We start from the raw sequence: 23,769 nt of genomic DNA, 5'->3' as shown, positions 1-23,769 counted from the left end.
GGCCCGCCGGCTCAGGTCGCGACGAGCACCGCGAGGCTGAGCAGTCCCGCCAGGGCGAAGCACAGGCAGGCGAGGACGAGCGCGGTCCGCGCCGGGTCGCCCCTGGTCGGCGCGGGCCCGAGCCGGTCGGGCACCGGAGGCCACTGCGGACGTGGGAGCGGCAGCCTGCGCAGCCGGGTCAGCGCCTCCTGCGCCGACGGCGGTCGCCGCCGCGGGTCCGGGTCGGCCAGCGCGTCGAGCAGCGGCCCGAGTACGCCGTGGGGAGCCGCGGTGAGCTGGCGGCCGACCACGCCGACGGCATACAGGTCCTGGCGTGGGTGCGGCGGTGCGCCGCGCTCGGCCTCGGGGGCGACGTAGCCGTGGGTGCCGACGGGGCCGGCCCCGGTCAGCCGCTGCCCGTCGAGCACGGCGGCGACCCCGAAGTCGGCGAGCCGCAGGTGGACGGCGCCCGGCTGGAGCAGCAGGTTGGCCGGCTTGACGTCGCGATGGACGACGCCCGCCGCGTGCACGGCCGCCAGTGCCTGCAGGAGCTGGTCCAGGAGCAGCGCCACCAGCGGCTCGGGCAGTGGGCCGTGCTCCGCCCGGAGCGTCTCGACCGAGCCGCCGGCCACGAGGTCCATGGTGATCACGGCCCGGCCGCCGTCGGCGGCCCAGTCGAGCGGCGCGACGACGTGCGGGTGGCGCACGCGCACCGCCTGCTCGCGGACGAAGCGCTGCAGCAGGGCGTCGTCGTACCTGCCCAGGACCTTGGCGGCCACCAGGCGTCGCCCGCGCAGGTCCCAGGCCCGCCAGACCTCGCCCATGCCGCCGGCCCCGATCGGGTCGAGCAGGATGAGGCGCCCGGCGAGGGGTGGCTCGGTGGTCCGCATCGCTCGACGGTAGGGCCGCTCCAGACCGCCCGGTCCGCGATTTCCACAGGGTCTCCGCGCGCTGTTAACCTTGCCTGTCTTGTGGTGCCCCACCGACGGGTGCGCCGCGAGATGAACCACCGATACCCCTCCTGCCACGGAGAGACCGTGGCCGCCAAGTCCAAAGGAGGTAGTTCCGCTTTGCGCAACTACGAAGTCATGGTCATCCTCGATCCCAGCATCGAGGAGCGCACCGTTCAGGACTCGCTCGACAAGTACCTCAACGTCATCCGCAACGACGGTGGCACCGTCGAGAACGTCGACGTCTGGGGACGTCGCCGCCTCGCCTACGAGGTCAAGAAGAACGCCGAGGGCATCTACGCCGTCATCAAGCTGAGCGCCGAGCCGGCCACGGTCAAGGAGTTCGACCGCCAGCTCACGCTCAACGAGGCGATCCTCCGCACGAAGGTGATCCGCCCGGGTGCTCGTTCGCTGACCTGAGGTCGGCGTCCCTCTGTGGACACGCTCTTTCCACTGTCGACGGCGCAGGCTTTGATGAGCCTGGGCGCCGACAGGCACCACCGAGATCCACCAGGGATCAACTTCAGCTAGGGAGACCTGACATGGCAGGCGAGACCGTCATCACCGTGGTCGGCAACCTCGTCGACGACCCGGAGCTCCGCTTCACCCCCTCGGGGGCTGCGGTGGCCAACTTCCGGATCGCGTCGACGCCGCGCACCTTCGACCGGCAGTCCAACGAGTGGAAGGACGGCGACGCCCTCTTCCTCTCCTGTGCCGTGTGGCGCCAGGCGGCGGAGAACGTCGCCGAGTCGCTGCAGAAGGGCATGCGCGTCGTCGTGCAGGGGCGGCTCAAGTCGCGCCAGTACGAGACCCGTGAGGGCGAGAAGCGCACCGTCTTCGAGATCGACGTCGAAGAGGTCGGCCCCTCGCTGAAGTACGCCACCGCCAAGGTCACCCGCGCCAGCCGCTCCGGCGGCGGCGGTGGTGGCGGCGGCTACGGCGGCGGTCAGTCCTCGGGCGGCCAGTCCGGTGGCGGCGACGACCCGTGGGCGACCGCGGCGCCGTCGCGTCCGGCCGGCGGCCAGGGTGGCGGCGCTCCGGCGTCCGACCCGTGGGGCGCTCCCGGCGTGGGCTCGGAGGAGCCCCCGTTCTGAGCTCGATCCGCAGCACAGCACATGAGCAGGCGCACCAGCGTCGTCTCGAAACCGCAATCAACCCGAACCATTCCGGCGCCGTACCCACTCGGGGCCGGGCTTCTAGAGAGGAAGCACCACAATGGCCAAGGCAGTGATTCGCAAGCCCAAGAAGAAGGTTTGCCAGTTCTGCAAGGAGAAGGCGACCGGTGTCGACTACAAGGACACCGCCCTGCTCCGCAAGTTCATCTCCGACCGCGGCAAGATCCGCGCGCGTCGGGTCACCGGCAACTGCGTCCAGCACCAGCGCGACGTCGCCATCGCCGTCAAGAACGCACGTGAGGTCGCCCTGCTGCCCTACACGTCCACCGGTCGATAAGGGAGAGGGACAACATGAAGCTCATCCTGACCCAGGAGGTCACCGGTCTCGGTGCCCCCGGCGACGTGGTCGAGGTCAAGGACGGTTACGGCCGCAACTACCTCATCCCCCGCAACGTCGCGATCCGCTGGACCCGTGGCGGCGAGAAGCAGGTGACCTCGATCAAGGCCGCCCGCGCCTCCCGTGGCGTGCGCGACCACGACCACGCCGAGCAGATCAAGACCAAGCTCGAGTCGTCGCCGGTCGACGTCAAGGTCCGCGCCGGTGACGGTGGCCGCCTGTTCGGCTCCGTCACGGTCGCCGACATCGCCGAGGCCATCACCTCGGTGTCCGGCGAGGCCGTCGACAAGCGCACGATCGTGGTCACCAACCCGATCAAGTCGCTCGGCAACCACCAGGTCTCGGTCAAGCTGCACGACGAGGTGTCCGCTTCGGTGGCCCTCAACGTGATCCCCGCCTGACCCAGCCCCACCGCACCACCGCACGAGGCCGTCCTCCCTCCGGGAGGGCGGCCTCGTCCGCGTTATCTGCCCGGGCCGCGCTTCGCTCAGTGGGCGAGCAGCGCGTCGATGCGGGCGACCTTGCCGGCGCCGAGGGAGGTGACCTCGATGGTGATGGGTCCGCGGAGCGGGCCGTCCTCGACGCGGCGTACGACGTAGACCTTGAGGGCCTCGTTGCGGGGGGCGCTCAGGCGGATCCGCTTGCTGAAGCCCCGCCCGATCCGCACCGTGACGACGCCCAGCCGGGGTCCCGCGGGCGCCAGCAGGATCACCTCGCGCACCGCGCCAGCGGGCCGCACGACCACCCGGGCACCGACCTTCGAGGTCTCGAGCGCGTCTCGGCCGAAGTGGCCGGCCCCCTTCCGGGTCCGCCACGGCCCACGCGCCGGGGCGGTGAGGTCGCGAGGCACCGAGAAGCGCAGGGACGCGGGACTGGGGTCGCGGTTGCCGGCCGGGTCGACCGCGGCCACCTTCAGCACCTTGGTCCCGGGCGTCAGGTGGCGCAGGACCGTCCGGTCCTGGCGGCACGGCACCGCACGAGCACCGACCGTGCAGGCGTAGCCGACCCCACCGCGCTCGGCGCTCTCGCTGGAGTCCACGAACACCGGCAGGTCCGGCGTGAGCGCCATCGGAAGCGAGGGGCGCACGTCGTAGTGGAGGCCGCCGTACAGGTCGCCGAAGATGTAGGTGTTGGGGAGGAGGGTGTCGACCCGGACCGCCTGCGTGGCCGGCGTGGGGTCGGCGTCGCTCGGGTCGGCTTCGGTCCGGATCGGCAGGGCGAGCCAGTCGACCCAGGCGTGGGCGGCATCGGTGGTGTCGACGGCGGTCACCTGGAACTCGTAGCCGTCGAGCTTGTCGTCGGCCAGTCCGCGGTAGGTCGCGGGGCTGCTGCAGGCGGAGGGCGCGCTCTCCAGCCCGACCAGCCGGCACCGGAACCCGATCGGGTCGGTGTCGCCATCGGGGTGGACACCGCGGAAGGTGAAGGTGAGCGAGCCCGACGACACATAGCCGCCGGCCGTCGGCCGGGGACTGACCGAGAGGATCTGCGTCTCCGGCGGGGTGTCGTCGTCGCAGCCGCCGAGGGCCAGCGCCGAGCGGTCCACGTCCGTCGTGCACCCCGGGGCCGCGCCCGCGGGCGCGGCGGGACCGATCGCGGGCAGCAGCGCGGCCACCAGGGCCCCGGCGACGAGCGCCCGGCGGCGGGCGGTACGAGGCGACATGAGCTCTCCCAGGAGTGAGTCGGTGCGGGCGCGGGTTCAACGCCACGGTGGAGGCGAGGCTACGCAGCCGGGCTGCTCGTGGGGCGCTCGACGGCGGCCCTGACCGCCCAGCGGCGGCCTGAGTAGCTGAAGAGCAGCCAGACCAGGGCGACGTAGACGGCCGACGACACCAGGGAGGCGGTCGAGGCGAGGCCATCGACCCCGGCGCCGAAGACCAGCACCGGGAGCAACGCGACGACCGCCACCGCCGTGCGGAGCAGTCGCAGCCAGCGCGCCGGCCCCGGATCGTCGGCGGCGTCGGCGGCCTCGGCCAGCCCGTGGCACAGCACGGCGAGGCAGGCGAACGCCGGCAGGCCCAGCGCCCAGCCGACCGAGGCGTCGAGGTCCGCCACCGGGTCCCGTACGCCGGGCAGCCACAGCGGCAGCGAGACCAGCAGCGCCAGGGCGGCGGTGCCGAGCATCGCGCCTCGCAGCGGCGTCTCGTCCGCGAGCCGGCGTACGCCGAGCATCACGAGGAGCCAGCCGAACGGGTCGGCGTAGGCGTCGTAGCCCTGGATCCGCGCGTAGAGCGCCACGAACACGCACCCCATCGCGACCGACTGCAGGGGCTTCATGGCGTCACTGTAGGACGCCGGTGACCAGCCAGCGGTCGGTGCGGGCGCGATGGGTGAGCACGACGAAGCGGGCGCCCATGAACACCGCGGCGAACGCCGCCCAGATGGCGACGAGGCTCCCGAGCGCGTGGCCCGCGAGCAGGACGAGCGGGGCGTAGACGGCGAGCGTCAGGACGCCGCCCCAGGCCAGGTAGGCGCCGTCCCCCGCGCCGATCAGGACTCCGTCGAGGACGAAGACCACCCCGGCGACCGGCTGAGCGAGCGCCGCCACGACGAGCACCGGGACGAGCAGCCGGTGCACCTCCGGGTCGTCGCTGAACAGCGGGCCCAGCACCGGGCTGAGGGCGGCGAGGCCCAGCCCGGTGACGACGCCGCTGACCACCCCCCACCAGACCATGCGCCGGGTGACGGCACGCGTCGCCGCCACGTCGCCGGCGCCGAGGTGGCGACCGGTGATCGCCTGCGCGGCGATCGCGATGGCATCCAGCGCGAACGCGAGGAACGTCCACAGCGTCATCGCCAGCTGATGGGTGGCCAGGTCGACGGCGGAGTCGACGCCGGCTCCGATGGTCACGGCGTACGTCGTGACCAGCAGCGCGGCCCGCAGGGTCAGCGTGCGGATCACCAGCGCGACGGCGGCGCGGGCGGCCGCGCGGACTCCGGGCAGATCGGGCCTCAAAGACGTGCCCTCCCGGCGGGCGGCCCGCACGACCACCGCGACGAGTGCGGCGGCGCTCGCGACCTGGGCGAGCACCGAGCCGATCGCGGAGCCGGCCAGGCCCATGCCCGCCACCGGGCCGGCGCCGTAGACGAGCAGCAGGTTGAGGGCGATGTTGAGCGCATTGCCGGCCACCGCCACGACCAGCGGCGTGCGGGTGTCCTGCAGCCCGCGCAGCACGCCGGTGGCGGCCAGCATGACCAGCAGCGGCACCGCGCCGAGGAAGGCGATCCGCAGGTACGTCGTCGCGTGCTCGGACACCTGCTCGCCCGCCCCGAACGCGTCGACGAGGGGGCCGGTCAGGGCGACTCCGGCCACGGTGGTCACCAGACCGATGAGCACCGCGAGCCACACTCCGTCGACGCCCTGGGCGAGCGCCCGGGCGCGGTCCCCGGCGCCGAGGTGGCGGGCGACGCTGGCGGTGGTCCCGTAGGCGAGGAACACGCACAGGCCGATCGCGGTCTGCAGTACCACGGCCGCGATCCCGAGGCCGGCGAGCTCCGCGGTGCCGAGGTGGCCGACGATCGCGGCGTCGCTGAGCAGGAACAGCGGCTCGGCCACCAGCGCCAGGAACGCCGGGACCGCGAGCCGCCAGATCTCTCGGTCGATTTCGCGGCGCACCACGCCATTGTCGTGGTAAAAGCGCAACCGGTGGATAACGTGTGGAAACCCGGACGTTGGGGCGCCATGTCGACAATCCGGGGCGCGACCACGAGGTGGACGGCCGGTGAACCGAGATGCTCTCGAAGTATTTTTCATGCACACGCCCTCTGCGGCGTCTTCGCAGGTCAGCGCCTTGATGGGCGGCGTTCCCGGGCGTTTCTCCACAGGCTGCTCCCCATCCTGTGCACAGTTACCCGCGTGTCGTCCACCTGGATCCACCGGTTATCCCCAGGCCCTGTGGATAGGCCGCTTCCACCTGGGCCCGCGCGCCCGTAAGTTCGCAGCTGACCTCCCGATGTCGGCGCCCCCTCCTAGCGTGTCGACACGCGTCCGGGCTCGCCCCCGCACGCACGGCCGGCAGCATCGATCCCGCACCATCGACCCCCTCCACCCATGACCAGCGTCCGCGCGCGAGTGCGGACGACAGGGAGCCCGCGTTGAGCGTCACCGAGTCCGACACCCGGGGCACGCCCGAGCCCCCGTTCGACGACTGGGGCGACGGTCCCGCCGCCTACGCGCCCGGTGAACGACCCAGCCGCCCCGGCGACCGCACGCCGCCGCAGGACATGGCCGCCGAGCAGTCGGTGCTCGGCTCGATGCTGATCTCCAAGGACGCCGTCGCCGAGGTCTCCGAGGTGCTGCGCGGGGTGGACTTCTACCGGCCCTCCCACGAGACCATCCACGACGCGATCATCGACCTGTTCGGGCGCGGCGAGCCCGTCGACATGATCACCGTCGCCTCCGAGCTCCAGCGCAGGGGCGAGCTGGCCAAGATCGGCGGGGCGCCGTACCTCCACACCCTCGCCGCCAACGTCCCCATCGCCGCCAACGCCGCCTTCTACGCCGAGATCGTCCGGGAGAAGGCCGTGCTGCGCCGCCTCGTCGACGCCGGCACCCGGATCGTCCAGATCGGCTACGCCGGCGAGGGCCAGGTCGACGACATCGTCGACCGGGCCCAGGCCGAGATCTACCAGGTGGCCGACCGCCGCAGCGCGGAGGACTACGCGCCGCTGTCCGACATCATGGACAAGGTCCTCGACGAGATCGAGGCCATCGAGAACCGCGAGTCCGGGCTCTACGGCGTGCCCACCGGCTTCGCCGACCTCGACGACCTGACCAACGGCCTGCACTCCGGCCAGATGATCATCGTCGCGGCGCGACCCGCCATGGGAAAGAGCACGCTGGCTCTCGACTTCTGCCGCGCGGCCTCGATCAGCAACAACCTCGCCAGCGTCTTCTTCAGCCTCGAGATGACGCGCTCGGAGATCACGATGCGCCTGCTCTCGGCGGAGGCGAAGGTGCCGCTCAACCACATCCGCAACGGCAAGATGGGCAGCGAGGACTGGGACAAGCTGGCCCGTCACATGGGCAAGGTGTCGTCGGCGCCGATGTTCATCGACGACTCGCCCAACATGACGATGATGGAGATCCGGGCCAAGGCCCGCCGGCTCAAGCAGCGCCACGACCTGCGCCTGATCGTCATCGACTACATGCAGCTCATGACGTCGGGTCGCAAGGTCGAGTCGCGCCAGCTCGAGGTCTCGGAGTTCTCCCGTCAGATCAAGCTGCTCGCCAAGGAGCTCGAGCTCCCGATCATCGCGCTCTCGCAGCTCAACCGTGGCCCCGAGCAGCGCGCCGACAAGCGGCCGATGATGAGCGACCTGCGTGAGTCGGGCTCCCTGGAGCAGGACGCCGACATGGTGATCCTGCTGCACCGCGACGACGCCTACGAGAAGGAGTCGACCCGCCCCGGCGAGGCCGACCTGATCGTCGCCAAGCACCGCAACGGCGCCACCCGCGACATCACCGTCGCCTTCCAGGGCCACTACTCCCGTTTTGTCGACATGGCTCACTGACCGCCAGGTGGTGGCCGGTCAATTGCCCGGCGTTCCCGCTTCGTCGCACTCACGACAGAGAAGCCGACCTCGTGGGAAAGGTCAGCTTTGAGCATGTTGATGATGGCCTCGCCTTCATCCCCGCCGAGCGCGTGGGCCCACCGCAGCCAGTCCTCATGTCCATGCTCCTGCATCCTCGCAGTGATGTTCTCGACCAAGCCGCTCAGGCGCCAGTGCCTTGCCCACCAGTCGGGCGCATGCCAGCCGGCGGCTTCCCACCCGACCACATCTGTCACGTATGTCGGTGGAGTGGTCTGGTAGGGATCTGTCCGAAGGGCAGGGGTCGTGATGCCGATGCCACCGGCTGGCTTCAGCACGCGCAGGACAGTCGGCAACAGGCGCACGTCGGTGCCGAAGTACTCGAAGGCGTCAATGCTGACGATCACGTCGAACGCGTCGTCATCGAACGGCAGGTTGCGGGCATCCCCGTTGACGGCCGTCACGCGTTCTGCGACCCCCTGCGCCTCCAAGTTGCTCCGCAGCTCGTCCTCGTCGACCCAGAGATCGAACGCGACCACGTCGACGTCACACTCCTGTACGAGAAAGACTGACGTAGCGCCCTTGCCGCAGCCGAGGTCCAACACCTTCGCGCCAGGGCGAACATCGAGGTCCGTCAGCAGATCTTCGAGTTGCCAGAGAGGGTGCGGGCCCATGTCGAGGCCCAGGACCCACTCACTGTCGTACTTGGCGGAGAGCGGGTACCGGTCCGGCTGGGTGAGTGCAGTGACATCCATGCCGATCAGCATGGTGGGTTGCTGGAGCACCGGCACGCGAATTATGGGGCACTGCCTCGCCTGGGCAACAGCCCTCAACTGACGCAGAACTCGTTGCCCTCCGGGTCGCGCAGGACGACGTAGTAGAACGACTCACCGGGGGCCGAGGCCTGGTGTCCTTCGCTCGACAGTCGCTCCGAGGCCTACCAGGTCCACCACACGTGCCTCGACCAGCTGCCAGAAGGTCACCCGACCCACGGTAGGGGGAGATCCGGGGGGTGTGTCGACCTGCGCGCGTCTAGGCTGACGTGATGGCTGAGCGAGGTCGGGACGGGTACGCGGAGCCGCCGGAGGTCGGCTCCGAGGCCGAGACGCTGGCGGGGTCGTTGCAGAGGCAACGAGCGACGTTCATCTGGAAGTGCGAGGGTCTCGACGCGGCCGGGTTGTCCGCACGCGTCGGCAGGTCGGAGCTGACGCTGGGTCGGCTCCTGAAGCATCTCGCTTACATGGAGGACCTCAATTTCACCCGCGATCTCGGACATGGACCGTTGCCGCGGCCGTGGTCCCTGCAGGAGCCCGAGACGCGGTCGAGGTGGGTGTTCGAGTCGGCAGACCACGACCCGCCGGCCGTGCTCTACGAGCTCTGGCACGACGCGGTGGACCGGAGTGATGCAGTACTGCGGACGGCACTGACTCACGAGCACGGACCCGCGGCGACCTACCGTCCACCCGCCGGGCGCCGCCTCATCGCGATCCGGCGATTGATGGTCGACATGATCGAGGAGTACGGCCGTCACACGGGCCAGGCCGACCTGCTCCGCGAATCGGTGGACGGCCGCGTGGGCGAGGATCCCCCTGGTCCGGCCGTTCCCTTCCGCTTCTGACGACACCCATGCCGCTTCCCTGCCTACTGATGGAGACGAGATGACGAGCACTCGGGCCCTGGTTCTGGCAGCGCTCGTGCTGGCTCTCGCGGTGTACGCCTTCGGGCCAGGCCTGTTTGCTCCGCAGTCCGATCGGGCGGCGGATCGGTGCGCCGACAGCGTCGAAAGCGAGTCATCCTCCGTCCGCTGGCGGGTCTTCCCTGTCCCCGGCTGGGTCTGCGAGAGCCCTGCCGAGGACGACTCCTACCTCGATTGGTGGGCGTGAGGACACCAGGCGGACGCCCGGCTGCGGGGGTCAGCGTGCTGCGGTCTTCCGGTCGAGGTGGTCACCGCCCCAGCTGCACAGCGCCCGCACCACCGGCTCCAGGGTGCGTCCGTACTCGCTGACCGAGTACGTCACGTGGGGCGGCACCGTTCCGGCGTCGTGCCGATCGAGCACGCCGTCGCCGACCAGCTCCTGGAGGTGGCGGATCAGCATGCGCTCGCTGATGCGGGGGATCCGGCGGCGCAGCTCGCTGGTGCGCATCGGACGCTCGCTGAGCAGCCACAGGATCGTCCCCTTCCATCGCCCGCGAACCACGGCGAGAGCGGTGTCGACGGGGCAGTGCTCGACCGTCTCGGGAGGACGCGGCAGGCGAGAGCTCGAGGAGGGCATGCGGAGAGCGTAGGCACTGCCAAGAATGTAAGTACTGTGCCTTTTGGCACCACCGTGTTTCGATCATCGGTATGACGACGTCGATTGCGGTGGTTGCCCTGGTCGTGACCGGCCTGCTGGTGGGGGTCGAGCTCTGCGTGGCGGTCTTCGTCAACCCCATCCTCGACCGCCTGCCCGGCGATGCGGGCCTGCTGGGCCGCGCCGATGGCGGCCGCGTCCTCGGCCGGCTCATGCCGTGGTGGTACGTCGCGTCGTTCCTGCTGTGCGTCGCGGTCGCGGTGCTCGCGCAGGGTGCGGGCTCGACCTGGGCGGCGGCGATAGGAGCGGCGCTGCTCATGGTGAGCGTCGTCATCTCGGTGACCCTGCTGGTCCCGATCAACAATCGCGCCAAGACCTGGACACCGGGGGATGCGCCAGCCGACTGGCGAGACCAGGTGCAGCGCTGGGACCGGCTGCACTACCTGCGCGTCGCCCTCATCACCGCCGGATTCGCCAGCCTTGCGCTCGGGGCGGTGGCGTCGACGGGCTGATCGACCTCCGCATCCCGCCCGCTGCCCGGTACCAGGCCGCGTTGTCGTGAAGCAGACCCGCGGGCGGCGTCGTATCGGCGAGCAACTGCGCCCGAGGGCCCAGGGACACCGGCGACCTGCGCCGTGGCGCGCGCCCGATGACAGGATGCTGCCGTGGACGCCCTCAGATCGCTCGCCCTCTTCGGCGCGGCGGCGATCGCCGAGATCGGTGGCGCGTGGCTGGTCTGGCAGGGCTCGGCCTCTACGGCTTCGTGGCCACGCTCCAGCCCGACGCCCACTTCGGGCGGATCCTCGCCGCGTACGGCGGGGTGTTCGTGGCGGGCTCTCTCGCCTGGGGGATGGCGCTCGACGGGTTCCGTCCCGACCGCTATGACGTCGCGGGCGCCCTGCTCTGCCTGGCCGGGGTGGCGGTCATCATGTACTCGCCACGCACCGGCTGATCACGACCGCGGTGGCCAGGCCGTCAGGTGGCTGGCGGTCGCAGGTTCTCCAGTGCCTGCTTGCGGCCGTGGGTGAAGACGATGGAGCTCCGGAACTGCACGACCTCCTTGCGGCTGCTGAGCCGGTCGACCAGGAAGGAGTGGAGCTGCTGCACGTCGCCGACACCGACGTGCAGGAGGAAGTCGTCACCGCCCGCCAGGACGAACACCGCCATCACCTCGGGCATGGCCAGGGCATCGTGGTGGAAGCGCTCGATGAGGTCTCGGCTCAGTGGTCGGACCTGGGCGAAGACCAGCGCCTCGACGGACCGCCCGAGCGCGGTCAGGTCGACCTCGGCGTGGAAGCCGGAGATGACTTCCCTCGCTTGGAGGCGGCGAATCCGTTCCGAGCACGTCGATGCGGCGACGCCGACGATCTCGGCGAGGTCGCGCAGCGGGAGCCGGGCATCTCGCTGGAGCGCGTGGACGATTTGGCTGTCGATCCGATCGAGCAGCGGAGTTTCGGGCATTCGTCGAACATATCGCTCTTCGGTGTCTGGCTGCGCGCAGGAACGGTGCAGCATTTCGGGATGGATCGAACGCGACCTCTTATAGACCCAGAGCTCCTGGACCCCGAGCATGAGGAGGTGCGCCTCACCCGCGGGACGCGGACCGGGCTCCCCCTCGCCATCGCGATCCACTCGACCGGGCCGGGTCCGGCGATCGGGGGTTGCCGGATCAGGGCCTACCCCTCCTGGCAGGAGGGGCTGGCCGACGTGCTGCGCCTCTCCCGCGCGATGACGCAGAAGTGCGCGCTGGCCGGGCTCCCGCACGGCGGCGGCAAGGCGGTCGCCATGGTCCCCGACCGCGCGCTCGCCCCGAGCACCCGGCGTGCGCTCATCCTCGACATCGCCGACTGCATCGCGCAGCTGGACGGCCGCTACCTCACCGGACCCGACCTCGGGTCCGGGCCGGACGACATGGCGCTCATCCATGACCACGCCCACGGCTGGGCCTTCTGCCGCCCCGAGTCCCACGGCGGCAGCGGGGACTCCAGCCCGGGCACGGCCCGCGGCGTCGTGGCGGCCCTGACCGCGGCGCTCGCTCACACGCACGGGCGGGGGCTCGCCGGCCTCAGGGTCGGCGTCGTCGGCTTCGGGAGGGTGGGCCGGCTCGTCGCATCGACGCTGGCGGCCGCTGGTGCCCGGGTGATCGTGTCGGATGTCGACGACGGCCTGCGACCCGAGGCGGAGCGTCGCGGGCGGGCCTGGGCGTCGACCGAGCTAGTCCACGAGGAGCTCGACGTCCTGGTGCCCGCGGCGACCGGGGGACTCCTCACCGCCGCGACTGCCCGATCCTGCCGGGCGACGCTGGTCGTCGGGCCGGCCAACAACCAGCTGGCCGACGAGGGGGTGGAGGTGGTGCTGCGAGAGCGGGGGATCGTCTGGGTCCCGGACGTGATCGCGAGCGCGGGCGGGATCATCCACGCGGTCTGCCGCGAGGAACTCGACCTCGACGAGGCGGCCACGAACGCGCGGATCGACGCCATCGGCGACCAGGTCAGCCGGATCCTCGAGGTCGCCCGGGACCAGGGCACCACGACATCGCAGGCTGCCCGCGCGGTCGCCGCGGAGACCGAGCAACCGGTCTCCCGGTGAACGACGGCGGTCCCCGCCTGGTCCGCGCGAGGGACCAGGAGCTGCTGGCCGAGCGGGGCTGGTCCGGGCCGCTCACGCTGGAGGGGGTCGAACGCGGCGAGCTGGACACCTGGATCGGGCGCCCGGTCACCTCAGCGCGTCGACCGCCACGGCGGCCGCACGCGCGACCAGCCGGTCGTCGTACGGGGCGTCGGACCGGTCGCGGGTCGAGAGCACCGCGATCACGATCGGCGCCCCCGTGGTCGGCCAGATCACCGCGATGTCGCCCCGGCTGCCGTACCCGCCGCCTCCGGACTTGTCGCCCACGACCCAGTCGGCCGGGAGATCCGCGCGCACGAGGGTGTCGCCGGTCCTCGTGGCCCGCAGCCAGGCCGTGAGCATCCGACGCTCCTCGGCGCCGAGGGCGTCCCCGACCACGTACTCGCGCAGGTCGCCGGCGATCGCGCGTGGCGTCGTGGTGTCACGCTCGTCGCCGGGGATCGCCTCGTTGAGGTCGGGCTCGGTGCGCGAGACGGTCGTGACGTCGTCGCCCAGCGCGGCCAGGGCGTCGTCGAGGCCCCGCGGACCGCCCAGGGCCTCGAACAGGCGGTTGGCCGCGGCGTTGTCGCTCTCGGTCATGGCGGCCGCCGCGAGCTCGCGCAGGGTCATGGTGGAGCCGACCCGCCGCTCGGTGACCGGGGAGTGGGGGAGGATCTCCGCGGCGGTGATCCGCACCTCCGCGTCGAGGCCCGCGACACCGAGCCGGTCGAGCAGCGCGCCAGTCGCCAGTGCCTTCACCGTCGAGGCGTAGGGGAAGCGCTCGCCGTCGCGCCAGGCCACCTGTGCCCGGGTCCCGGTGTCGACGGCGTAGACGCCCAGTCGGGCATCGAAGCGGGACTCGAGAGCGCGGAACGCCGCGGAGACGTCGGGAGCCGCCGGCGCGGGAGCGTCACCGGGCGGGGCAGCGGAGGCAGGCACGGCGGGCGGTGGCGCGGCCCCGTCGTCCGTGGTCGCCGCGCAGCCTGCCGAGAGGAGCACCAGCGCCAGGGCGCCGAGCACGAGGCGTGAGGGTCCGGACATGTCCCCTGAGCGTAGAGCCCGCTCGCCCGGCCGGCCGAGCGGCGTACGTGGGAGGAGGAGGCACTCGCCACCTCCCACCACGAGTTCTCGGCGCGCGGGTCGTCCTGAGCAGGTCGCGTCCGTAGGCTGCGAAGGGTGCAGACACGACACCTTGGAAACCAGACCACCGGACGCATCGAGGTCGGCGCCATCGGGCTCGGCCTCATGACGTTCGACCAGACCGGGACCCAGCCGCGCGAGCAGCTGGTCGACACGGTGCGGGCCGCCCTCGACGCCGGCGTCACCCTCTTCGACACCGCGGACGCCTACGGCCCGGGCGAGGAGCTCGGTGCGCGGGCGCAGGGCGCCAACGAGCGGCTGATCGCCGGCATCCTCGACGAGCTCGGGGTCCGCGACCGGGTCCTGCTCGCGACCAAGGGCGGGCACGTGCGGACCGACGGCGGGGGCTGGGCGACCGACAGCTCGCCCTCGCACCTGCACGAGGCCGTCGACGCGAGCCTGGAGCGGCTCGGCGTCGAGCAGATCGCCCTGTGGCAGCACCACCGGCCGGACCCGGAGGTGCCCTACGACGAGGTGATCGGCACGCTCAAGGAGATCGCCGACTCGGGCAAGGTCCGCATGATCGGGCTCTCCAACGCCGACCCCGCGCAGATCCGCTCGGCGCACGCCGTACTGGGTGACTCCCTGGTGAGCGTGCAGAACCAGTTCTCGCCGAAGTTCCGCAGCAGCCGTCCCGAGATCGAGGTGTGTCACCAGCTCGGGCTGGCCTTCCTGCCGTGGAGCCCGCTGGGGGGCCTGAGCGACGCCAAGGAGCTCGCCGAGAAGCACCCGGCCTTCCAGGAGGTCGCGGACGCGCACGGCGTCAGCGCCCAGCAGGTCGCCCTGGCCTGGGAGCTCGCCCAGTCGCCGGTCGTCATCCCGATCCCCGGTGCGAAGCGCCCCCAGTCGATCACCGACTCCGCCGCGGCGGCGGACCTCCACCTCACCCCCGAGGAGGTCACCCGGCTCGACGCCGAGTGACCCCGGGGACCGTCCGTGGCGGTGGCTAGCGTCGCCGGTATGGACCAGGACGACGAGCTGCTCGCAGACGTGGTGCGACGCCTTGCCGCGATCTGCCTCGCGCTGCCGGAGACCCGCGAGGAGGACGCCTGGGTCGGGGTGAGGTGGCGGGTGCGCCAGAGGACCTTCGCCCACGTCTGCCAGGTGCGAGACGGCCGGCCGGAGGGCTACGCCCGCGCGGCGGGGACGCGGGGGCCGGCGCTGGTGCTGGTGTTCCGGGCCGAGGCCGCCGAGGCCGCGGCGCTGGGCCACCTCGGCCCGCCGTACTTCCGGCCGGAGTGGTGGCCGACCGCGGCGGGCCTGCTCCTCGACGACGACACCGACTGGCAGGAGGTCGCCGAGCTGCTCACCGACAGCTACCGCCTGCAGGCTCCGCGCCGGCTCGCGGCGCTCATCGACGGCCACGGGCCGCCGCCGACCTGAGGCCTGTGGAGAGAGCCGGCACGAGGTCGGCCTCCTCGCGCACCCTGGGCCCATGGGTGCCAACAGCAGACGACGTCGTCAGTCACGTGAGCGCCGGCGGCCGCCGCAGGGGCCGCCGAGAAGCCGAGTGTCGAGATCACGGGCACCGTCGGCCACTCGCCCAGCCGCGGCGGCCCACCCGGCGCTCGATCTACTCCCCGGCGTCCTCGTCGACGCCCTCTGTGAGTCGGTGGCTGCCGGGTGCGACGCGGCATCGCTCCGCCGCCTCGCGGGACGGACGCTCGACCGGCTCCGGGGGGTGCCAGCGGCGACCTTGGCATCGGCCACGGACGACCTGGTCGTCCTGCTGCTGTTGCGCCTGATGAGGCGTGATGACTGGGACGCCGAATGCACCTGTGAGCTGCTGGCCCATGGTTGCCCGCCGGCGGGCATCAGGCTCCTGACCCGGCTCCTCGGGGCTCCGGCTGAGCGGGACGACACGGTCCCCTGCCCGAGCACGGTGGACGGCATGGTTCTGGTGCTCGAGGTCGGGGGTCTGCTGCTCCTCGCGTCGGTGAGTCCGGAGGTCCTGCGACGGCACCGGGAGTGACACGGGGTGTGGTCAGGGTCATGCCTGATGCACGAAAACTCCTCCTTTCTGGTGAACTTGGGCCATGGGTCTCCTCAGCACCGTCAAGCGCCGGGTGGCGACGCGCCTCCTGACCCGTTCGACGCGCAACGGCATCGACCTGCGCAAGCTGCGGTTCCTGCCCGACTCGATCACCATGCCGCTCAAGCGCGACGGCCTCGACCCGCTGCCGGAGATGGCCGCGGTCCGTGCGGAGACGCCGGTCAAGCGGATCGCGGAGATGTTCGGCAAGGGCATCTGGCTGGTCAGCGGGTACGACGAGGCGCGGGCGCTGCTCGCCAACGGCGCCGCCACGTCCAACGACCTGGGGCAGTTCGTCTCGCAGGAGGGGCGCGGCGACTCCGAGCAGATCGGCGGGCTCGGCATGACCGACCCGCCGGCGCACACCGCGCTGCGCCGCTACCTCACCCCCGAGTTCACCAAGCGCCGGCTGGCCCGGCTGGAGCCGGTGATCGAGCGGATCGTCGACGCGCGGCTCGAGGCGATGGCCGAGCTGGGACCCGAGGTCGACCTGGTCGACCAGTTCGCGTTCCCGATCCCCTTCGAGGTCATCTGCGAGCTGCTGGACCTGCCCGTCGACGACCGGGCCCGGTTCCACAGCCTCGGCGCCGCCCGGTTCGACCTGTCGCAGGGCGGGGCGGGGGTCTTCGGGGCCGCCGCCCACACCCGCGAGTTCCTGATCAGCTCGGTCGCCAAGCAGCGCAAGGACCCCGGCGAGGGGCTGATCGGCGCCCTCCTGCGCGATCACGGTGACGAGCTCGACGACGTCACGCTGGGCGGGCTCGCCGACGGGGTCTTCCTCGGCGGCTACGAGACCTCCGCCAGCATGCTCGCCCTCGGCACCTACCTGCTCGCCCAGCACCCTGAGGCCATGACCCTCATGCGGGAGGGCGACGACGCGGCTGTCGACCGCATCGTCGAGGAGCTGCTGCGGCACCTGACCGTGGTCCAGCTCGCGTTCGTGCGCTTCGCCCGCGACGACATGGAGATCGCCGGCCACCACGTCCGGGCCGGCGACGTCCTCGGCATCTCCCTGCTCGGGGCCAACCGCGACCCGTCGTTGACCCCCGAGCCCGACCGGTTCGACCCCCTGCGCGTCCCCACCCGCCACCTCGCCTTCGGCCACGGCATCCACCGCTGCGTCGGCGCCGAGCTCGCCCGGATGGAGCTGCGCATCGCCCTGCGCGGGCTCGCCCGCCGCTTCCCCGACCTGCGCATCACCGCCGACCCCGCCGACCTCGACTTCCGCAAGCTCTCGGCCGTCTACGGCGTCGAGTCCCTCCCCGTCCGGCTGTTCGACGACCGGGACGCGTCGCTGCCGGTGCGCTGACGGCGTACCGGGCGGGTGGGGTAGCCCCGGACGTTTGTGCTGTCAAAGCACGGAGATTGCGACACAAACGTCAGGGACTATCCCCGGCGGCGGATGGATATCCTGCCCGGATGGTGCAGAAGTACGCCGACGTGGACGCCTACCTCGCGGATCTCGAGCCGGGGCCGGCGGCGGCGGTGCGGGCGGTGCGGGGGTGGGTGCACGAGGAGATCGCGGGCGTCGAGGAGACGATCGCCTACAACATGGCGACCTTCACCCGCGAGGGCCGGTCGCTGCTCCACCTGGCCGGGTGGAGAACGCACCTGGCGATCTACCCGGAGCCGGAGGCGCCGGCGGACGACCCGGGGCTGGTGCTGGACCTGGCGCCGTACGCGTCGGGGAAGGGGACGCTGCGCTTCGGTCTGCGTGCTCTCGACGAGCCCCTCGTACGGCGGACGCTGCGGGCCCTGGGCCGGCCGCGCTAGCGGCGGCCGACCGCCTCAGCGGGTGCTCGCGAGCCGGTACTGGCGCACCGACAGGGGCACGAAGACGAGCAGGATCAGCACCACCCACAGCAGTGTGTAGACGAAGGGGTGCTGCATCGACCAGGCGTCGGAGACCGGGATCGCCGGGTCGGTGTTGCCGAACAGCTCGCGTACGGCCTGGGTGAGGGTGGAGACGGGGTTCCACTCGACGATGTGGCGCAGCACCCCGGAGAACGACTCCAGCGGCACGAACGCGTTGGAGACGAAGGTCAGCGGCATGATCACGATGAACGACGCGTTGTTGATGACCTCCACGCTCGGCACCAGCAGCCCGACCCACGCCATCACCCAGCTGATCGCGTAGGCGAAGAGCAGCAGCAGCAGGAAGCCGGCGGCGGCGTCGAGGACGCCCTCGCGGATCCGCCAGCCCACGAGCAGGCCGGTGAGCGCCATGATGATCAGCGACAGCACGTTGTAGACCACGTCGGAGGTCGTGCGGCCCACGAGCACCGCGGCGTTGGACATCGGCAGGGAGCGGAACCGGTCGATGATGCCCTTCTGCATGTCCTCGGCCAGTCCGGCGCCGGTGAACGTCGCACCGAAGACGACCGTCTGCGCGAAGATCCCGCCGATGAGGAACTCCTTGTAGCCCACGGCCCCGGCGGGGTCGATCGCACCGCCGAACACGTAGGCGAACAGCAGCACGAACATGATCGGCGAGATCAGCACGAACACGAGCACCTCGGGCACCCGCTTGATCTTGATCAGGTTGCGCTTGGCGACGATCCAGCCGTCGGTGACGGCGCGCGCGGCTCCGACGCTCATGGCGACACCTCCTGGGTGGTCTCGGTGGCCGCGTCGGTCGCCGGGTCGGACTCCGCGGCGCGGCCGGTCAGGCTGAGGAACACGTCGTCGAGGGTGGGGCGGCGCAGCCCGACGTCGAGCACCTCCACGCCGTCGGCGGCGAAGCCGCTCAGCACCTGCGCGAGCGCGCCGGCGCCCCCGTCGACGGCGGCGACGAGGTCGCGGCCGTTGTCGTCGACCTGGATCTCCCCGATCGCCACCCTCCCGAGTACGGCGCCCGCCGCGGCGCGGTCGGCGACGTCGGCGAGGACCACCTCGATGCGCTCGCCCCCGGTCTGCGACTTCAGCTCGTCGGCGGTGCCGCGGGCGATCGTGCGACCGTGGTCGATCACCACGATGGCGTCGGCCAGCCGGTCGGCCTCCTCGAGGTACTGCGTCGTCAGCAGCAGCGTCGCGCCCGAGGCGACCAGCTCGCGGATCACCTCCCACATCTGCAGCCGACTGCGCACGTCGAGCCCCGTCGTCGGCTCGTCGAGGATCAGCACCGGCGGCTCGGCGACGAGCGCCCCGGCGAGGTCGAGGCGCCGGCGCATCCCGCCGGAGTAGGTCTTGGCGGGCCGGTCGCCGGCCTCGGCGAGGTCGAAGCGCTCGAGCAGCTCGCGCGCCCGCCGCCGGGAGCGCTGCTTGCCCAGGCCGTAGAGGCGCCCGACCATCTCGAGGTTCTCGTAGCCGGTGAGGTACTCGTCGACGGCGGCGTACTGCCCGGAGAGGCCGATGCGCGAGCGCACCCCGTCGGGGTCGGCGGCCACGTCGACCCCCGCCACCTGGGCGGAGCCGCCGTCGGGCTCGAGCAGCGTGGCCAGGATCCGGACGGCGGTCGTCTTGCCCGCCCCGTTGGGACCCAGCAGCGCCAGGACCCGACCCTCCTCGACCGACAGGTCCAGGCCGCCGAGGGCCTCCACCTTCTGGTAGCGCTTGACCAGTCCGGTCGCGCGGATCATCTCGACCACGGCCTCGCCTCTCGTGTGTGCTGTCTCGCCGCCGTCCTTCCACGGTAGAGACCGCCGCGGACACCGCATCTCATCGCCGGTAGCGTCACGCTCGTGACGGTGGTGGTCATCGGGGGAGCCAATCTCGACCTGAAGGCGCGGACGACGTCCGCGGTGGTACGCGGCACGAGCAACCCGGGGACGCTCTCGACGAGCCCCGGCGGGGTGGGCCGCAACATCGCCGAGAACCTCGCCCGGCTCGGCACCCCGACCGCGCTGGTCGCGGCCGTGGGGGACGACGTGTTCGGCGACGACCTGGTGGCCACGACGGCCGGCGCCGGGGTCGAGGTGTCCGGCGTACGCCGGGTGGCCGGTGCGACCGGCACCTACCTCGCCGTGCTCGAGCCCAGCGGCGAGCTGAGCGTGGGCGTCGCCGACATGGCGGCCACCGCGACGCTCGGGCCCGAGCACCTCGACGCCCACCTGATCGCGAGCGCCGACCTGGTCGTGCTCGACGGCAACCTGCGAAACGACACGCTGGCCGCGGCCTGGACGCACGCGACCGAGGCCGGGGTCCGGGTGCTGCTCGACCCGGTCAGCGTGGCGAAGGCGGCCGCCCTCGCTCCCCTGGTCGGGGAGCGGCCGCTGTGGTGCGCCACCCCCAACACCGGCGAGCTCGCGGTCCTGGGCGGCAGCCCGGCCGCGCTGCGCGCCCGGGACGTCGAGCTGGTGTGGGTCCGTCGCGGACCCTGTGGGTCGGTGCTGAGCGGCCCGGACGGCGAGACCCAGCTCGCGACCGTGCCCGGGGAGGTGGTGGACGTGACCGGCGCCGGGGACGCCATGCTGGCGGCGTTCTGCCATGCGGTGCTGGGCGGAGCCTCTCCGAGCGAGGCGGCGGCCTACGGCCATGCGGCCGCGGCGCTGACCGTGGCCTCCCCCGACACCGTGCGCCGGGACCTCACCGACGAGCTGGTGCGGAGCCGACTGTGAGCCACCCCTCGCTGAGCGTCACCGACGAGGTGGCGGCCGCGCTCACGGAGGGCCGTCCGGTCGTCGCGCTGGAGAGCACGATCATCAGCCACGGCATGCCGTACCCCCAGAACGTCGCGATGGCCGTCGAGGTGGAGGGCATCGTGCGCGACCTCGGCGCCACGCCCGCGACGATCGCCGTGCTCGACGGTCGCCCGCGGATCGGATTGTCGCCCGACGACCTCGAGCTGCTCGCGAGCCATCCCGACGTGATGAAGGCCAGCGTGCGCGACCTGCCGTACGTCGTGTCGCGGGGCGGGCACGGCGCCACCACCGTGGCCTCGACCATGCGGCTGGCGGCCCTGGCCGGGATCCGTACCTTCGTGACCGGCGGGCTGGGCGGCGTGCACCGTGGTGCGGAGACGTCCTTCGACGTCTCGGCCGACCTCACCGAGCTGGGCCACACGGACGTGGCGGTGGTGTGCGCGGGCGTGAAGAGCATCCTCGACATCGGCCTCACGCTGGAGACCTTGGAGACGCTGGGGGTGCCGGTGGTGGGCTACGGGACCGAGGAGTTCCCCTCGTTCTACTCGCGCGAGAGCGGCCACCGGGCGCCGATGCGCCTCGACTCGCCCGCCGACGTGGCCGCGATGATGCGCGCGAAGTGGGACCTCGGCCTGGCCGGCGGGCTGGTCGTCGCCAACCCGATCCCCGCCGAGGACGAGATCCCGGCCGCCGAGATCGGCGCCGTGATCGACCACGCGCTGGCCGACCTGGACCGCTTGGGCATCGGCGGCAAGGACGCCACGCCGTACCTCCTGGGTCGCATCGTCGAGCTCACCGACGGGGCCAGCCTCACCGCCAACATCGCGCTGGTGCGCAGCAATGCGCGCCTCGGCGCCGCGATCGCGCGGGAGTACGCCGTCCACTGAGACCGCCCGTAGGGCAGGGTGTCCCCGTGCACTTCGTCGGGATCGACCTCGCGTGGGGGGAGCGCCAGCCGACCGGCGTGGCGGTCCTCGACGACGAGGCGCGCCTGGTGCTGGTCCGGGCGGTGCGCACCGACGAGGAGATCGCCGAGACCGTGGCGCCGTACGTCGCCGAGGAGTGCCTGGTCGCGATCGACGCCCCGCTCATCGTCACCAACCCGACCGGGTCGCGCCCCGCGGAGAAGGCCCTGAGCAAGGACTTCCGGCGGTTCGAGGCGGGCACGCACCCAGCCAACACCGGCAAGCCGGAGTTCGCGGGCGGAGAGACCCGCGGCGCCCGGGTGTGCCAGCGCCTCGGTCTGGACCTCAACCCGCGCTCGGGTCGCGCCCGGCGCGCGATCGAGGTCTACCCGCATCCGGCCACCGTGGTGCTGTTCGGGCTGTCGAAGACGCTGAAGTACAAGGACAAGCGGGGCCGCGACCTCGACCTGCTGCGCGGCGAGCTGCTCACCCTGATGGGGCACGTGCAGGGCCTGGTCCGCACCGGCGACGACTGGGCGGCGCTGCGCCTGGCGGTCGAGACGGCGACCCGCAAGAGCGAGCTGCGCGTCGTCGAGGACCAGGTCGACGCCGTGGTGTGCGCCTACGTCGCCTACTTCCGCGAGCGCTGGCCCGAGCGCACCACGACGTACGGCGACCTCGAGACCGGCTACATCGTCACCCCGTCGCTGCCCGACGCACGGGCCGCGACCCAGGAGTACGCCGCCCAGCAGCCGGCCCTGATGGAGGCCGCCGCGCAGTTCGTGGCGCTGGTGACCTCGATCCTGGACGAGGCCGGCATCAACTACCTCTCGGTCACCGGGCGGACCAAGAGCGTGCAGTCCTTCGCGGTCAAGGCGGCGCGCATGGTCGACGGCCGGCCGGTCTTCACCGACCCGCTGCGCGAGATCACCGACCAGATCGGCGTGCGCGTCATCACCTACGTGCACAGCGACGTCTCGGCCGTCGCGGAGCTGCTCGGCGACCAGGTGGTGGTCAAGGAGGACCGCGACCTGGGCCAGGAGACCGCCAGCCAGGGCCGCTTCGGCTACGCCAGCCGGCACCTGCTCATCGAGCTCGACGCGGCGCGGGAGCGCGAGCGCGCCTACGCCGCGCTGCGCGGGCGGGTGGCGCAGGTCCAGGTCCGCACGGTGCTGCAGCACGCGTGGGCGGAGTTCGAGCACGACATCCGCTACAAGGGCGACGTCCCCGACGAGCACGCGCGCGACCTGGACCGCCGCTTCACGCTCGCCGCCGGCCTGCTGGAGCTGGCCGACCAGGAGTTCTCCACGATCCGCGAGCGGCTGCGCTCGACCGGCGCGGTCCCGGCGGCGCCGAGCCCCGACGAGGTGGTCGACGACCCGCGGATCGACCAGCGCGAGCTGGCGGCGTACCTCGCCGGGCAGTACGACGACGCCGGCTGGTCGCGCACCGACCACTACGCGTGGATCTCCGGGCTGCTGCTCGAGCTCGGCATCACCAGCATCGACGAGCTCAACGACGTGCTCCGCGCCAGCCCCGACGACCTCAACGCCCGCATGGACTACCGCTACCCGCCCGGCGCCGTGCGCCGCCTCGACGACGCCCTCCTGGCGACGTACGCCGAGCGCTACGTCGACCTGCACGGCAACGCGCACCGCCGCGACGCCCTCCTCGCCCGGCTGGCCAAGCTGCGCGACTGAGGGACCCCGGTCGGGTAGTCCCTAACGAGTGTGTCGTTCCAGAGGCCTCTCAGTGACACATTCGTCAGGGACTACCCCGGGAAGCGGACCACGAGCTCGTCGAAGAACCCGTCGGCGAGGCGGCGGAAGCCGGCAGCGTCCAGGGTGATCTGCTCGCCCTCGGCCAGGCCGAGGACGGAGCGGTCGGGGGCGTACTTGATCGACTTCTCGCCGGTGAGCACGCCGTCGTGCTCGCGGATCGAGGTGCACAGCAGGCGCACCTCGTTGAGCGGGTTGCCGTCCTTGCCCTCCTGCCCGCGGCTGCGGTGCAGCGCGTAGGTGTCGAGGGCGAGCACCAGCTGGCGCAGGTAGTCGGGCTCGAAGCCGGCGCGGTCGGCGGCGGACAGGGGCAGCGCGGCGTAGGCGTCGAGCTGGCGGCTGACGGCGTCGCGGGAGGCGGCGACGTACGCCGCGGGGTAGGAGCTCTGGCTCAGCATGACGTGGTCCTCTCTCGGGTGAGTGGGTCTACGTACCTGACGAGCGCGAGCGTGGCGGTGTGACCGTC

At 72.0% G+C, this 23,769-nt stretch carries 27 protein-coding genes and 1 pseudogene; 17 read left to right on the top strand and 11 right to left on the bottom strand.

The window, feature by feature from the left end:
- Positions 1-11 precede the first annotated feature (11 nt).
- Positions 12-869, bottom strand: a complete 858-nt coding sequence (locus LQ940_RS21460) for a serine/threonine-protein kinase (RefSeq protein ID WP_231241290.1) — start codon at positions 867-869, stop codon at positions 12-14.
- Between the two features lie 180 nt (positions 870-1,049).
- Here LQ940_RS21460 and rpsF point away from each other — a divergent pair, with 180 nt between their 5' ends.
- The 4 genes from rpsF to rplI all read left to right on the top strand — a co-directional run bounded on the left by rpsF (position 1,050) and on the right by rplI (position 2,842).
- Entirely contained in the window at positions 1,050-1,349 is a 300-nt protein-coding gene (rpsF, locus tag LQ940_RS21455) for a 30S ribosomal protein S6 (RefSeq protein ID WP_231241291.1), read from the top strand.
- Between the two features lie 122 nt (positions 1,350-1,471).
- A complete protein-coding gene (locus LQ940_RS21450; protein WP_231241292.1) occupies positions 1,472-2,023 on the top strand; it encodes a single-stranded DNA-binding protein in 552 nt (183 codons plus the stop codon).
- Positions 2,024-2,144: 121 nt separating this feature from the next.
- A complete protein-coding gene (gene rpsR / locus LQ940_RS21445; RefSeq protein ID WP_011758085.1) occupies positions 2,145-2,381 on the top strand; it encodes a 30S ribosomal protein S18 in 237 nt (78 codons plus the stop codon).
- Positions 2,382-2,395: 14 nt separating this feature from the next.
- Positions 2,396-2,842 carry a 50S ribosomal protein L9 gene (rplI, locus tag LQ940_RS21440; protein WP_231241293.1) on the top strand — a complete coding sequence of 149 codons (447 nt, stop codon included), beginning with the start codon at positions 2,396-2,398 and terminating at the stop codon, positions 2,840-2,842.
- An 86-nt stretch (positions 2,843-2,928) separates the two neighbouring features.
- Here the strand turns inward: rplI and LQ940_RS21435 are convergent, their stop codons facing one another.
- Genes LQ940_RS21435 through LQ940_RS21425 form a run of 3 tightly spaced genes read right to left on the bottom strand, consistent with a single transcriptional unit; the run spans position 2,929 to position 6,057 of the window.
- Positions 2,929-4,101 carry a hypothetical protein gene (locus LQ940_RS21435; protein WP_231241294.1) on the bottom strand — a complete coding sequence of 391 codons (1,173 nt, stop codon included), beginning with the start codon at positions 4,099-4,101 and terminating at the stop codon, positions 2,929-2,931.
- A 59-nt stretch (positions 4,102-4,160) separates the two neighbouring features.
- Positions 4,161-4,715 (bottom strand): hypothetical protein, encoded by a 555-nt coding sequence (locus LQ940_RS21430; protein WP_231241295.1) that lies wholly within the window; start codon positions 4,713-4,715, stop codon positions 4,161-4,163.
- A gap of 4 nt (positions 4,716-4,719) precedes the next feature.
- Complete coding sequence (locus LQ940_RS21425; protein WP_442939780.1) at positions 4,720-6,057, bottom strand: MATE family efflux transporter; 1,338 nt, start codon at positions 6,055-6,057, stop codon at positions 4,720-4,722.
- 476 nt (positions 6,058-6,533) lie between these two features.
- Here LQ940_RS21425 and dnaB point away from each other — a divergent pair, with 476 nt between their 5' ends.
- Positions 6,534-7,952 carry a replicative DNA helicase gene (gene dnaB / locus LQ940_RS21420; protein WP_269214283.1) on the top strand — a complete coding sequence of 473 codons (1,419 nt, stop codon included), beginning with the start codon at positions 6,534-6,536 and terminating at the stop codon, positions 7,950-7,952.
- Here dnaB and LQ940_RS21415 read toward each other — a convergent pair.
- On the bottom strand, positions 7,946-8,737 hold the full coding sequence (locus LQ940_RS21415; RefSeq protein ID WP_231241297.1) for an SAM-dependent methyltransferase: 792 nt from the start codon (positions 8,735-8,737) through the stop codon (positions 7,946-7,948). The two genes, dnaB and LQ940_RS21415, sit on opposite strands and share 7 nt — an antisense overlap.
- Positions 8,738-9,015: 278 nt before the next feature.
- Here LQ940_RS21415 and LQ940_RS21410 point away from each other — a divergent pair, with 278 nt between their 5' ends.
- On the top strand, positions 9,016-9,588 hold the full coding sequence (locus tag LQ940_RS21410) for a mycothiol transferase (RefSeq protein ID WP_231241298.1): 573 nt from the start codon (positions 9,016-9,018) through the stop codon (positions 9,586-9,588).
- Positions 9,589-9,883: 295 nt separating this feature from the next.
- Here the strand turns inward: LQ940_RS21410 and LQ940_RS21405 are convergent, their stop codons facing one another.
- Entirely contained in the window at positions 9,884-10,243 is a 360-nt protein-coding gene (locus tag LQ940_RS21405; protein WP_231241299.1) for a winged helix-turn-helix transcriptional regulator, read from the bottom strand.
- Between the two features lie 71 nt (positions 10,244-10,314).
- Between LQ940_RS21405 and LQ940_RS21400 the strand changes: the two genes are divergently transcribed.
- Together LQ940_RS21400 and LQ940_RS21395 are read left to right on the top strand one after the other, a co-directional pair.
- Positions 10,315-10,773: a DUF1772 domain-containing protein gene (locus LQ940_RS21400; protein WP_231241300.1), complete on the top strand. Its 459-nt coding sequence runs from the start codon at positions 10,315-10,317 to the stop codon at positions 10,771-10,773.
- Between the two features lie 153 nt (positions 10,774-10,926).
- A pseudogene (locus LQ940_RS21395) lies at positions 10,927-11,213 on the top strand (YnfA family protein).
- A gap of 23 nt (positions 11,214-11,236) precedes the next feature.
- On the opposite strand, the gene LQ940_RS21390 reads toward LQ940_RS21395, so the two are convergent.
- Complete coding sequence (locus LQ940_RS21390; protein ID WP_231241301.1) at positions 11,237-11,722, bottom strand: Lrp/AsnC family transcriptional regulator; 486 nt, start codon at positions 11,720-11,722, stop codon at positions 11,237-11,239.
- A 60-nt stretch (positions 11,723-11,782) separates the two neighbouring features.
- Here LQ940_RS21390 and LQ940_RS21385 point away from each other — a divergent pair, with 60 nt between their 5' ends.
- Positions 11,783-12,850 (top strand): Glu/Leu/Phe/Val dehydrogenase dimerization domain-containing protein, encoded by a 1,068-nt coding sequence (locus LQ940_RS21385; protein WP_231241302.1) that lies wholly within the window; start codon positions 11,783-11,785, stop codon positions 12,848-12,850.
- 126 nt (positions 12,851-12,976) lie between these two features.
- Here LQ940_RS21385 and bla read toward each other — a convergent pair whose 3' ends face one another.
- A complete protein-coding gene (gene bla, locus LQ940_RS21380) occupies positions 12,977-13,909 on the bottom strand; it encodes a class A beta-lactamase (protein WP_231241303.1) in 933 nt (310 codons plus the stop codon).
- Positions 13,910-14,044: 135 nt separating this feature from the next.
- Here bla and LQ940_RS21375 point away from each other — a divergent pair, with 135 nt between their 5' ends.
- From LQ940_RS21375 to LQ940_RS21355, 5 genes are all read left to right on the top strand, one after another.
- Positions 14,045-14,929 carry an aldo/keto reductase gene (locus tag LQ940_RS21375; RefSeq protein ID WP_231241304.1) on the top strand — a complete coding sequence of 295 codons (885 nt, stop codon included), beginning with the start codon at positions 14,045-14,047 and terminating at the stop codon, positions 14,927-14,929.
- A 39-nt stretch (positions 14,930-14,968) separates the two neighbouring features.
- Positions 14,969-15,391 (top strand): MmcQ/YjbR family DNA-binding protein, encoded by a 423-nt coding sequence (locus LQ940_RS21370; RefSeq protein ID WP_231241305.1) that lies wholly within the window; start codon positions 14,969-14,971, stop codon positions 15,389-15,391.
- 313 nt (positions 15,392-15,704) lie between these two features.
- Positions 15,705-15,980: a hypothetical protein gene (locus tag LQ940_RS21365; RefSeq protein ID WP_231241306.1), complete on the top strand. Its 276-nt coding sequence runs from the start codon at positions 15,705-15,707 to the stop codon at positions 15,978-15,980.
- Positions 15,981-16,044: 64 nt separating this feature from the next.
- Positions 16,045-17,349: a cytochrome P450 gene (locus LQ940_RS21360; RefSeq protein WP_231241307.1), complete on the top strand. Its 1,305-nt coding sequence runs from the start codon at positions 16,045-16,047 to the stop codon at positions 17,347-17,349.
- Between the two features lie 110 nt (positions 17,350-17,459).
- Positions 17,460-17,813 carry an iron chaperone gene (locus LQ940_RS21355; RefSeq protein ID WP_231241308.1) on the top strand — a complete coding sequence of 118 codons (354 nt, stop codon included), beginning with the start codon at positions 17,460-17,462 and terminating at the stop codon, positions 17,811-17,813.
- 15 nt (positions 17,814-17,828) lie between these two features.
- Here LQ940_RS21355 and LQ940_RS21350 read toward each other — a convergent pair whose 3' ends face one another.
- The gene (locus LQ940_RS21350) at positions 17,829-18,638 is read right to left on the bottom strand and encodes an ABC transporter permease (RefSeq protein ID WP_231241309.1); all 810 of its coding nucleotides are present in this window, start codon (positions 18,636-18,638) and stop codon (positions 17,829-17,831) included.
- A complete protein-coding gene (locus tag LQ940_RS21345; RefSeq protein WP_231241470.1) occupies positions 18,635-19,618 on the bottom strand; it encodes an ATP-binding cassette domain-containing protein in 984 nt (327 codons plus the stop codon). The genes LQ940_RS21350 and LQ940_RS21345 overlap by 4 nt, the downstream gene beginning before the upstream one ends.
- A gap of 102 nt (positions 19,619-19,720) precedes the next feature.
- Here LQ940_RS21345 and LQ940_RS21340 point away from each other — a divergent pair, with 102 nt between their 5' ends.
- From LQ940_RS21340 to LQ940_RS21330, 3 genes are read left to right on the top strand one after another with little or no spacing between them, the layout of a single operon-like run.
- Positions 19,721-20,596, top strand: a complete 876-nt coding sequence (locus LQ940_RS21340) for a carbohydrate kinase family protein (RefSeq protein WP_231241310.1) — start codon at positions 19,721-19,723, stop codon at positions 20,594-20,596.
- On the top strand, positions 20,593-21,507 hold the full coding sequence (locus LQ940_RS21335; protein ID WP_231241311.1) for a pseudouridine-5'-phosphate glycosidase: 915 nt from the start codon (positions 20,593-20,595) through the stop codon (positions 21,505-21,507). Before LQ940_RS21340 ends, LQ940_RS21335 begins: the two co-directional genes overlap by 4 nt.
- A 26-nt stretch (positions 21,508-21,533) precedes the next feature.
- On the top strand, positions 21,534-23,225 hold the full coding sequence (locus LQ940_RS21330) for a DUF429 domain-containing protein (protein ID WP_231241312.1): 1,692 nt from the start codon (positions 21,534-21,536) through the stop codon (positions 23,223-23,225).
- A 71-nt stretch (positions 23,226-23,296) separates the two neighbouring features.
- Here LQ940_RS21330 and LQ940_RS21325 read toward each other — a convergent pair whose 3' ends face one another.
- Positions 23,297-23,701, bottom strand: a complete 405-nt coding sequence (locus tag LQ940_RS21325; protein WP_231241313.1) for a hypothetical protein — start codon at positions 23,699-23,701, stop codon at positions 23,297-23,299.
- Positions 23,702-23,769 lie beyond the last annotated feature (68 nt).

Source organism: Nocardioides sp. cx-173 (assembly GCF_021117365.1).
Taxonomy (GTDB): domain Bacteria; phylum Actinomycetota; class Actinomycetes; order Propionibacteriales; family Nocardioidaceae; genus Nocardioides.
The sequence above is the reverse complement of the archived record's forward strand: the minus strand, read 5'-3'. Positions and strand labels throughout refer to the sequence as shown.